The following is a 10,273-nucleotide window of genomic DNA, read 5'->3' as shown; positions in this document are numbered from 1 at the left end:
ATTATGAGGATTACAAAACGAAAATCTGATGTGCTTCTTTCCAATGACTTCCTATCATATCTGGTTGTCGCTTATGCACTCGTCACTGACGAATTAGCAAAACATACAGGACAATCGGCTATTGTTCACCGAATGAAATATATCGACGCTGGTCAAAAAAAGTTTCATAGCTTTTCTGATGAGGAATTGCACCAGTTCCTCAAAAATAACTACCCAACATAATTTAACAACAGCATTTACCTATGACTTATCGACAACAGCTTTTTGATTGGATCGTTGTCAAACAAGTAACGCCTTGCAACTGGGTTATCTTGTCACAATTTAGAAAACGCAGCGATGCTGATAGCTACCATCAAATGATGAAAAAATTCTTCCCAAACCCGATTGAAGTGGTTTTCCGTGACCGACTTACAGAGTTTGGGTTGTAGTCCTAATTCACATTGCGATCGCAGTCTGGTTGGAGTGCGATCGCAATTGAAAATCCAATTCAAACACTTCAAACTTGGGACTTGTCAAAAATATCACATTTTGAGCAAATCAAAAATGTATGAGACCTTAAACATTAATGATTTTCGTCACATTTTATACATCATCAGGGATAACCATAAAAAGCATGACTCCTTAACTCACAAGCAAGTACGGGTGTATCTGGATTGTATGGAGCAATTGTGGGAAAAACTTGATATTCCTGATTCTTACTGGCTACCAAGTATTAAGTTTCATTTTTCGGCAATGTCTTGTCGCATTTCTCACGAAAAACGAGCTTTCCTTGCTAGCGAATTACTTAAATTGCTTGTGTTGCTAAAACAGGACAACAAATCAAATACCAGCGGCGTGTCTGCCGATCATTTTTGATTTTTTTAGGCGAACGCCTCCCTACCAAAGAATGCGATCGCCATAGATTAATACCAAAATTAGTTTACCAAAATGCACACCATAGTTAACACCCCATCCGTGTTTAGTTGCAAATTACCCGCAGCTGGTTGGATTAACCTAGCTCAAATACGTCAAATTCAGTTTGAAGACTTGCCTAGCCGTGTTGCAGCTGTGACATGGCACAACGGCGACAAGCAAATATTCTTTGGTGAGGATGCTGTTGCTTTAATCCAAAGTTGGCAAGATGCAGCAACAGTTGTAGACCAACGCTGCAATTGTAATTCTCGGCTCAAAAATCGGAGGTAAATATGAGTCAAGCCGCTATTACTCGCGGTAAAGAAATTATCAAGAATGCCATCCGCGAAACTCTACGGGGAGAAGTTGCTAGAATTCCCGTTGCTGATGAAGCCAATCTGCGCTTATTTGAGCAAGCACTCAGGAGTTTTGATATACAGCGAATGCTTGTACAGAAAAATGTGTCAGTTGAGTTTTACATTCCAGAACTGCCGATTGAACAAGGTAAAAAATGGATGCTGAAATTTATTAATGAAGCTCCAACAGATATCCGTGAAATTGTTTTTCCGTACCGCGTGCGTGACTGTGCTGATGCACAAGCCGCCTTGGAATCGCCAGAAGTCCAAGCAGCATTAAGCGCCCGAAACATCACAGCATCAATCCAGAAAATTGATGATGGTAACGATCCAAAAATTGTTATCGCCACTTATGACCAAGTAATGAACGGAGAATTGGACGTATTTTTAGAGAATTTGAAACGCAATGAATAATAATATTCCCCAACCCGATCCAACCTGGGATTACTACATTGAATGGCACAAGTTAATTAGGGCTAAAGCTCAGTTAGATAAATTAATTGAGTTTATCTCAAAGGTTGAAAATGCCACAGAAGAAACTCAAGAAATATTGATAAAGGACTTACAGTCACTTACCGACACTCTCGAAAGCATATAACCGCCTGATGATGGCTACCTGACACAGTAGCCGAAACGGTGGCATCGCTGCCACCGTCGCGGATTGTGTCCAAAGCATCCGCAAGTTAATTAGAGAAAGTGCAGCGTTCATGATGAATTGCGCCCCTCAATTGTGGCGTTCCGATGTTCATGCGCGGCCTTTCTTAAGTTAACTCCCCGAATGCGTTTACTCCTGAATCGCGCCCCTTATATGTGGGGCGTTAGGGTGATTCGTGCGCTCTCTAGTTCGGGTCAATCAAAGGACTGGCATCCTTGAAAACCACCACTCCTGAATCGCAGAACCATGACAATAGAATCAACTATTTTGGGAATTGATGTTAGTAAATCAAGCGTAACTTGCCATATTTTAACACAATATCCCAAGGGCGGATTACAAGCATATTGGAATAAAACAAGAAATAAAGCATCTACTTTATATCCGGCTTTTTACTCCAATCCTGATGTTAAGAAGAAGCAAAAATCAGCGTTTGACTTTGCTGATTACCTAGCTCTAATCAAGCCAGACTACGCCATTCTTGAACCAACAGGAAACCACTATTCAAGACTATGGGCATCCATCCTTAAAAAGCTAGAAATTAAAATTCTCTGGGTTGGTCACGTCGAATTGCGGCGTTATCGCGGAGGTAAAAACCTCCCGAACAAAAGCGATCCAGCTGATGCTTTAGCAATGGCTGCTTATGGTCACGATCCAGATCACCGACTGGAGACTGGGGAATTAAACATGAGATACTTTCTCATGCACCGCCCCGAACCCATTGATGAACTCCGCGACCTGTGCCAACAGCTAGAACATCTCAACCGGGTGCAATCGCCAATTGTGAATTATGCCCGTCAACTGTTGGCGTGGCAGTTCCCAGAAGTGGCGCACACTAGGAGCGCATCTACCAAGCCAGGATTGCTACCGCCCCTTTGGGCATGGTTAGCCAAAAGGCTGGAAATTTCGCCCGCCGCCAAAACCCGAATTGAAAATCGTTATAAAATTTCCATTGCCCAAGACTATGAAATTGAGTTTGACCCGATTCTAGAACTACACGCTGGCTGGATGTGCGATATCTCACTTTTTGAGCAGCACTTAGAGGCAAGAATCACTCAAATGCTCTCTGAAGATGAATTTAAGCCTTACATGAGCGTGTTTGACAAATTCGGTTTTGGGTTGCGAGTGCGATCGCGTTTGCTGACTCGAATTTATCCCTTTGAGTCGTTCCTGGGTGTCAATGGCAGGCCAGTCATTGAATACGAAGTCAGGGAAGTGAAGCGAACTGAGCGCGATGCCTACGGCGGCAAGCTACGCAAAAATGGAGAAACCACAGTCCGACGTTTAGCCGGGGATACCAAACGCATTAAACGCAACCGCAGCCGCGACACTTTCAAAATGCGTTTGGGTATGGGTACAGTCCTGGAGCAATCCGGTGATGGACTTGTTGAAAAGGCTAGCGGTTCATCCTTGTGCCGGATCAGCCTGTGGCAGTATGTCCTAACTGGTGTAGAAACCGGCAGACTACCAAGTAATGACCTAACCAAGGAATTGATTGACTACCGCGACTCACTCAAAGCTAACGTCAGCGAACAGGATGAGAAACTGCTAGGTGGTAAGCACATTCAAGGAAAGCTGATGAGTAAAGTAGTTAACCTACTGTTTCAGGAATTAATTAAGGAGTTGAGTTGATATGGAAAAATTATGTATGAAATAATTGAATGTATCCTTCCTATCCGCCCATTTAAAAAAATCTATTTGATTTGGAATTCACAAACAGGAGTGTTCCCCACAAATCGCTTTTATTCTTCTCTTGAGGAGGCACAAATAGCCAAAGGGCACTTGGGCCCTCCAGAAGGGTATTTTAAACCCTGACAGAGGCGGAGGGTAAACACATTTAAGGAAAGCTGATGAGCAAAGTAGTTAACCTACTATTCCAAGAATTGTGTAAAATAAGTACTCAAACCTGATGTTATTAGTCAGTGAATCAGCATTTCAAACCGGGGGGGATGAGTAGGGATACTCATCCCCCCAACTTTTGGAAATTCTCCATTCCTTATTCCCCATTCCCCATTCCCCAAAACTTTTACTTATTACCCTGAACATCAAATGCAGATGTTAGACAGCGAACGCTAATGCGATCGACAGTGTGAGCAAAGTACTAGAGGGTTTGTAGTAAGCAATTTGCTGCTTAGAAACTAAGGACTAAAGTCTTACTACGAGCCTCTACTTATTTTTCAGCCAGAATCGCGTAAATTTCCCGTTTAACTTGCTCTAAAAGCTCGCGCACCCGATTTATCCGCTCCATATTGCCACTACGAGCAACCTGCGCCACCGCACCAGCTAACTCTGTGGCGGCATTCCGCAACTCAATAAACTCTTGGGGCTTACCTGTAACAAAACTTTTGAAGGTATCCCAAGGAGTGTCTGAAGGTTCTTGTTGGGAACGTTCTGCCAATAATTGTTTACCCTCATCCGTAATCGTATAAATCCGCTTGCCCCCTTCCTGTGCGCTCTTGAGATAACCTCCTTCTTCCAACAATTGGAGTGTTGGATACACTGAGCCAGGACTGAGGCGACGGAAACCACCGTAGCGAGTTTCCATCTCTTTAATCAGGTCGTAACCATGACTAGGATGCTCGGATAACAATTCCAGCAGAATGAACTTGATGTCACCCCGACGAGTCCGGTGTTCATCTCCCCAACCACGACCAAACATTTCATTATCAAAGCGTTTGTCATGATGTCTACCATGATGCTTGTGATGATGGTTGCCATGTCCAAACCAAGACCTGACAAGCAATGAATCCTCTTCGCTAATTCCTGCCCATACAGGTGCGCCAAAACGTGACCGAAAATATCTAAACATAAGTAAATCTCAAATCAACTTTCTCTAATATACGATATATCGGAATATATCGCGATATATCGGAATAGAATTTTGATTAAGATTTGTAACGAAAGCAGCTTCGACTAGTTAAGAGCCTGCACTTGTTCAACAAAAGACTCCGCCATTGCAAAAATGCTTAATCTACGGCGTTTAGTCGTAGATTAAGCATTTTTACTTGATTATGAAGTGATAGGTGTAACAAAAAGTTTAGTCCACAGATAAAACCCTGTATTTTTAGATGGTTTGCTTTTTTCGTGTCTTGTCTTTCTAGATAAAATATGTATAAATACGAGATATTTTAGTTAAATATTTTATTAAGATTGGTGCTAATTACAGATGTGAATATAAGAATTTATTGCTATTTCTAATTATTAGAACTAATTTTGTAAATTTATAAAAGACTTTATTTTTTTGTATAGATTGTGAACTTAACTTGGGAATAATAAATGTGAGAAAGTTAAAATTATACATAAATTTATAATTGCTTAACTTTTTCTACTAGCGTTTGCTGCTAAATAATCTAGATTCGTTTTTTAAACCACAGTAGGGAACTAATCGGCTTCAATCGAAGCTGACTAAGTTCTCTCAAAACTTTCATTGACCCCAACAACAGTTTATTTACATTTGCTTGATTCATATATCCTGTTTAGTTAAGAATCACTTTAGATTCAATACTATTTGGATAAGATAACCCCGCCTGGATTTAAGGGAGTGAAGGCAAAAATAGTCTCCCTTTTAAAGAAAGCCAGTGTGTTGCGAACTTTCCTAAATTTATAAGAGCAGGTGTCAGCAAAGCTGGCTACCAGTTTTCTATTGAAGAAAAGCTGATTAAATATTTTTGTTTTGGTTGAGATCACAATGTTAGGAACTGACGGTGGCGAACGTGGTAGTGGCAGATAGGACGAGTGTAAAGTTCTCTCTCGATTATTTGCAGGAATTTTTGAGTATTGCGGTCAAAAAACTGAAATCCCTCGTACTTTAGGCGAGGGATGAGCTTAAATTGCGGCAATGACTTTGCTAATGGCACAATTGAATGGTGTGAGTTCGACTTGACGAGTGCCTTCATGTCCATAAGTCAAACTCACGCTCAGATAACTATCTGGTTTGTAGGGCAATCGTTTTGCCCATTCAACTGCCACAATTCCTGGTATCACTTCAATACCTTCCCAGTAACTTTCTAAATTTAGGGTTGCGACTTCTTGCGGTTCCAAGCGATATAAATCCAGATGGTAAAGAGGAAAACGTCCTTCAGTGTACTCATTAATCAGCGTGAAAGTGGGACTGACAATGGGTTCAGTAATTCCTAAACCTTTACCAATGCCTTGAACTAAAGTAGTTTTACCAGCGCCCAAATCACCTTCTAGTAAAATTACACTGCCAGGTGTGAGGGATTCGCCAAGAGTAATACCTAAGCGCAGCGTCGCTTCTGTATCTGCAAGAAAAATTTTCATAATTGAGGTGTTGGGCATTACTGATTAGTCTAAACAAATGACAAATGACAAATTTTCATCTTCCTTAATTTTGAATTTTGAATTTTGAATTTTGAATTCCCCGAAGGGACTGACCTCTACCGTACCACCGTAATAACACTTGTGCTAGTTTCTGCGGATTGTGACGTACAAAACCTGTTTCATCTTCATACAAAACATTCGCCGGAACAATCCGTCGCCCTAGTTGAGTTACGGCTTCTCGATCGAGGAAAACGGGATGGGAGTTTTGTTGGGCGTAGCGGATAAGTGATTGCTCCGAAGGAGATTTTTTGTGTATTAATACAGCATCGAATAGTCGTCTTTGTCCGCAAGCAGCATCAATTGCTCTGATATGATCGGCAACAGTGTAGCCTTCAGTTTCTCCTGGTTGAGTCATGATATTGCAGATATAAATACGGGGGGCATCTGATTGAGCGATCGCATCGGCAATTTCTGGTACTAATAAATTAGGAATTAGACTTGTATAAAGGCTGCCTGGGCCAATAATAATGTAATCAGCTTCTTTAATTGCCTTAATAGCTGCTGGCACTGCCGGAGGATTAGCCGGAATGCAGCCAATTTTGACAATTTTACCGCCAGCTTTGGGAATATTAGACTCCCCCTCAATCCGACGACCATCGGCTAATTCTGCCCAGAGGCGAACATCACTGAGAGTTGCTGGTAGTACTTGTCCTCGCACCGCTAGAACTTTAGAACTGGCTGCAACTGCTTGTTCTAAATCTCCAGTAATATCGCTCATTGCCGTTAAAAACAAATTGCCAAAACTGTGACCAGTTAACCCATCTCCAGCTCGAAAACGGTATTGAAACAATTCTGTTAATAACTTTTCTTCATCTGCCAGTGCAGCTAAACAATTACGAATATCTCCTGGTGGTAGCACTCCAAATTCTTGACGCAAACGCCCAGAAGATCCACCATCATCGGCGACAGTAACAATTGCAGTAATATTAGCGCTGTAGGTTTTCAGTCCTCTCAACAACGTAGAAAGTCCCGTACCACCACCAATTACCACTATTTTTGGGCCTCGGTACAATCGACGATGGGCCAGCAAGACATCAATGAGTTCCTCTCCGCCTTCTGCTCTTAGTACCTTAGTAATTGAGCCTACTGTGCGAGTTTGCCCCCAAAGCACTAACAGCAAGCCGCCAAGCAGTACCAAAGGCCCACTGATATAGTTCGGTAAGAGGTTGGTGATGACTCCCAAGAAACCTCTAACCAACTCAATCATCCAAAAAATTGGGGTTAGCTTAATCCAAATGGCTAACCCCAAACTCGCCAGCAGTACACCTCCAACACTAATTAACAACCAACGTTTTACTGATAGTCCAGGGGATAACCATTTGAACCACTGGTTAACCCGATAAGTACGAGAGCGCGACTGCTTTTGCAGGGCGTTGAGGGCTTGTCTGAGAAAACCAATTGACATACCTGATTTGGAGCAGTGCTACAAACAATAATTAACAGAAAATTTACACCGCTTGGTTTAAAAGACCAGGCGTGAAACTATTATATTTATCAATCCTATTAGACTAAGAGCAAGTCGTGAAGATTGCCAGGATTTCTAGTTAAACAATACCCTGGCTTGGTAAAAGTGAATTTAATGGAAAAACGAATTTTAGGATTAGATCCAGGACTGGCGATTTTAGGATTTGGGGCAATTAGCTGCACACAAAATCTCAAAAAGGTGCAAGAGACTACAGTAAATATGCTGGATTTTGGAGTAATTAAAACGTCAGCAGATGTAGAAATGGGACAGCGCTTATGTACCTTGTTTGATGATTTACACACCCTGATAGAGGAATTTCAACCAGATTTAGTGGCGATCGAGAAACTCTTCTTCTACCGTATGTCAAGTACTATCCTGGTTGCACAGGCGCGGGGTATAGTCATTTTAGTGTTGGGGCAGCGTCGTCTTCCTTATGTAGAGTTTACCCCGGCTCAAATTAAACAAGCTTTAACAGGCTATGGCAATGCTGATAAGTCAGAAGTGCAAGAAGCGGTGGCGCGGGAGTTGGATTTAGATGAAATTCCTAAGCCGGATGATGCTGCGGATGCTTTGGCAGTGGCTTTGACGGCTTCTTATCAGCTGTAGGTTGTGTAAAACGAGAATAAACTTGGAAACTGAATAATAAACTTGGAAACTAGAGAATAAACTTGGAAACCAACTGGCACAGATGGGATCTTGGATCAAGAAATCAGAATTTTACATCATAGATTCTAAAATTCTGATCTCAAGTAAATAGGTAGGCAAGATAAAACCAATATATGTTTAGTTTTGTCAAAACCGTGAAATAAGGAATTTCTAAGGTATTGCCTAAATTTATATTTCGTTACATACTTGAAATTCTCCAACACACTTACTTAGTAGCGATTATTGAAGAATAATTACCCTCTCTACTTACATCGGTGAGAGGTTAAGACGATATTACCTTTTGTAAATTAGAAATTATGCTGAAATTTTTGTCAAAACTGAGGTATTAACTTAACTGTTGTACTGAACTGATAGTTCAAGAATGAATGATGCCGATCAAGATGACGCGATCGCCTGCTCAACAATTCTGTTGAAAACCCCGATTTTTCGTAATATTTTAAGTACTATTGCTTATTGACAAATGGTATTCGACCTTAACCTCTCACGAATGCTCTACCTATGCCCAATAAATTAAGTAGCCGTCATAAACTGCGTTCACCAGAACGTATATGACGGCTATTTTCTATTTATTTAGGTAATGGCTCAGACTTAGGCATTTCTAAAAAATAATTTATTCAATCTTGTGCTGCGGGCATCTTGCCCACTTTTCTTTGTGGACGAAATTTATATAAAAGTTAAAAAACTCTGATAGCATTGAGTTGATCCAGTTTAAGCCTCGCCCACTGGTCATTAGGTAGTATTTTTACATATGCTTGCAAAAAAGCAACAGCTTTACCTGTATCTCTCAATTGCTCAAAAACCAACACAAGGCGTTTAAGGATAGCAGGATAGTTTGGGCGTTCGCGATTCAACAATAACAAAATCTTAGCGGCATCTTCATACCTTGCCTGTAAACCCAAAAGTGAAGCTTTTTTAAGTAACAGGTCTGGCAAAAGGCCCTCAATTGCTAAACACTTTTCTACCATTTCAAAAGCTTGATGGATTTGCCGCGTTTGCATGTATGCAGCTAATCCAATGCGACAAAGATCGCCTCTTAAAGGAGAATCGGCATTTAACAAGTATGGATGTGCTTCAATATCTCTTAGGCAATAAAAATACCTTCCGTCTCTGTATGCTGCGGTGATCATCAGTAAGAAAGCATGGGGGTCAGAGCTACTTTCAAACTCTAAATGTGCTAAATTTTCTAGTTGAGAGTAGGCTCTTGCTTCTAACAACCGTAAAGCCTGGGTTGACCAATCTTCAGAAGGTTGCTGCCGATGTGACAAGATACGCATGGGTTGATAATCTATTTGAGTATTAGCAACTTGTCTAAATGCGATCGCCATTGTTGAGACCGATTCCCAGCGATTTGTTGGTTCAAAGGCAAGGCAGCGTAGAATAAAATCTTCTAAAGTTGGTGAAACCGATGAATTAATCTCACGAGGACGGGGAAAAGGTGTATATCGAGCAACTTGACTGAGAGTATCGTGAGGTAGTTGCGCTGTGACTAAATGGTAAATTAATACACCCAAACTGTAGATATCAGCTTTAAAAAGGGTTTCAGCAGTACGCCCTTTTAAAGTTGAACCTACTACTTCAGGTGCTGAATAAAGAACTGTTCCACCATTTTCACGAGTCCGGGCATATATATCATCAGGTAACACACTACAGCCAAAATCAGTCAATTTTACCTGGTCGCCAGAAACAAGAATATTTTGGGGTTTAATGTCACCGTGGGACATTCCGAGTTGGTGAAGATGCTGTACTCCCATTAAAACTTGCTGGTATAGCAACCGCCAAGGCGGTTAAGCCGCTGTGTGAAGCACAGCTTCCATCGCATCTCTCAGACAGCCAAATTGAATTATTTGCTTACGAATTCGGCTTTTTAACCATGACCAACATCGCTCAATTTTGTTAAGCTCG

General features: G+C 41.3%; 11 protein-coding genes and 1 pseudogene. 6 read left to right on the top strand and 6 right to left on the bottom strand.

All coding sequences use genetic code 11. The features are described from left to right. The 4 genes from RMY32_RS29905 to RMY32_RS29890 form a co-directional block, all read left to right on the top strand. Positions 1-222: hypothetical protein (locus tag RMY32_RS29905; protein WP_322708846.1), on the top strand; the 222-nt coding region annotated here is incomplete at its 5' end. Positions 223-399: 177 nt separating this feature from the next. Continuing rightward, positions 400-855, top strand: coding sequence for a hypothetical protein (locus RMY32_RS29900; RefSeq protein ID WP_322708844.1), 456 nt, complete (start codon positions 400-402; stop codon positions 853-855). Positions 856-927: 72 nt separating this feature from the next. Next, positions 928-1,182, top strand: coding sequence for a hypothetical protein (locus RMY32_RS29895; RefSeq protein ID WP_322708842.1), 255 nt, complete (start codon positions 928-930; stop codon positions 1,180-1,182). A gap of 2 nt (positions 1,183-1,184) precedes the next feature. Next, on the top strand, positions 1,185-1,661 hold the full coding sequence (locus RMY32_RS29890; RefSeq protein WP_322708841.1) for a hypothetical protein: 477 nt from the start codon (positions 1,185-1,187) through the stop codon (positions 1,659-1,661). 154 nt (positions 1,662-1,815) lie between these two features. Here RMY32_RS29890 and RMY32_RS29885 read toward each other — a convergent pair whose 3' ends face one another. After that, a complete protein-coding gene (locus tag RMY32_RS29885; protein ID WP_322708839.1) occupies positions 1,816-1,956 on the bottom strand; it encodes a hypothetical protein in 141 nt (46 codons plus the stop codon). 192 nt (positions 1,957-2,148) lie between these two features. On the opposite strand from RMY32_RS29885, the gene RMY32_RS29880 reads away from it, so the two are divergent. Next, positions 2,149-3,531: a transposase gene (locus RMY32_RS29880; RefSeq protein WP_322708838.1), complete on the top strand. Its 1,383-nt coding sequence runs from the start codon at positions 2,149-2,151 to the stop codon at positions 3,529-3,531. Between the two features lie 538 nt (positions 3,532-4,069). Here RMY32_RS29880 and RMY32_RS29875 read toward each other — a convergent pair. The 3 genes from RMY32_RS29875 to RMY32_RS29865 all read right to left on the bottom strand — a co-directional run bounded on the left by RMY32_RS29875 (position 4,070) and on the right by RMY32_RS29865 (position 7,645). Further along, positions 4,070-4,708: a PadR family transcriptional regulator gene (locus tag RMY32_RS29875; protein WP_322708837.1), complete on the bottom strand. Its 639-nt coding sequence runs from the start codon at positions 4,706-4,708 to the stop codon at positions 4,070-4,072. A gap of 1,016 nt (positions 4,709-5,724) precedes the next feature. Continuing rightward, on the bottom strand, positions 5,725-6,180 hold the full coding sequence (tsaE, locus tag RMY32_RS29870) for a tRNA (adenosine(37)-N6)-threonylcarbamoyltransferase complex ATPase subunit type 1 TsaE (protein ID WP_322708836.1): 456 nt from the start codon (positions 6,178-6,180) through the stop codon (positions 5,725-5,727). A gap of 64 nt (positions 6,181-6,244) precedes the next feature. Next, complete coding sequence (locus RMY32_RS29865; protein WP_322708835.1) at positions 6,245-7,645, bottom strand: gluconeogenesis factor YvcK family protein; 1,401 nt, start codon at positions 7,643-7,645, stop codon at positions 6,245-6,247. 174 nt (positions 7,646-7,819) lie between these two features. On the opposite strand from RMY32_RS29865, the gene ruvC reads away from it, so the two are divergent. After that, on the top strand, positions 7,820-8,311 hold the full coding sequence (ruvC, locus tag RMY32_RS29860) for a crossover junction endodeoxyribonuclease RuvC (protein WP_322668374.1): 492 nt from the start codon (positions 7,820-7,822) through the stop codon (positions 8,309-8,311). A gap of 734 nt (positions 8,312-9,045) precedes the next feature. Here ruvC and RMY32_RS29855 read toward each other — a convergent pair. Both RMY32_RS29855 and RMY32_RS29850 read right to left on the bottom strand, forming a co-directional pair. Next, positions 9,046-10,143, bottom strand: coding sequence for a protein kinase domain-containing protein (locus tag RMY32_RS29855; RefSeq protein ID WP_322708834.1), 1,098 nt, complete (start codon positions 10,141-10,143; stop codon positions 9,046-9,048). A 12-nt stretch (positions 10,144-10,155) separates the two neighbouring features. Then, a pseudogene (locus RMY32_RS29850) lies at positions 10,156-10,273 on the bottom strand (IS630 family transposase); the annotation flags it as partial.

Origin of the sequence: Nostoc sp. ChiSLP03a, assembly GCF_034531215.2 — a bacterium.
In the GTDB taxonomy this organism is placed as follows: Bacteria; Cyanobacteriota; Cyanobacteriia; order Cyanobacteriales; family Nostocaceae; genus Nostoc.
Note: the sequence above shows the minus strand (reverse complement) of the source record. Positions and strands in the feature narration are given on the sequence as shown.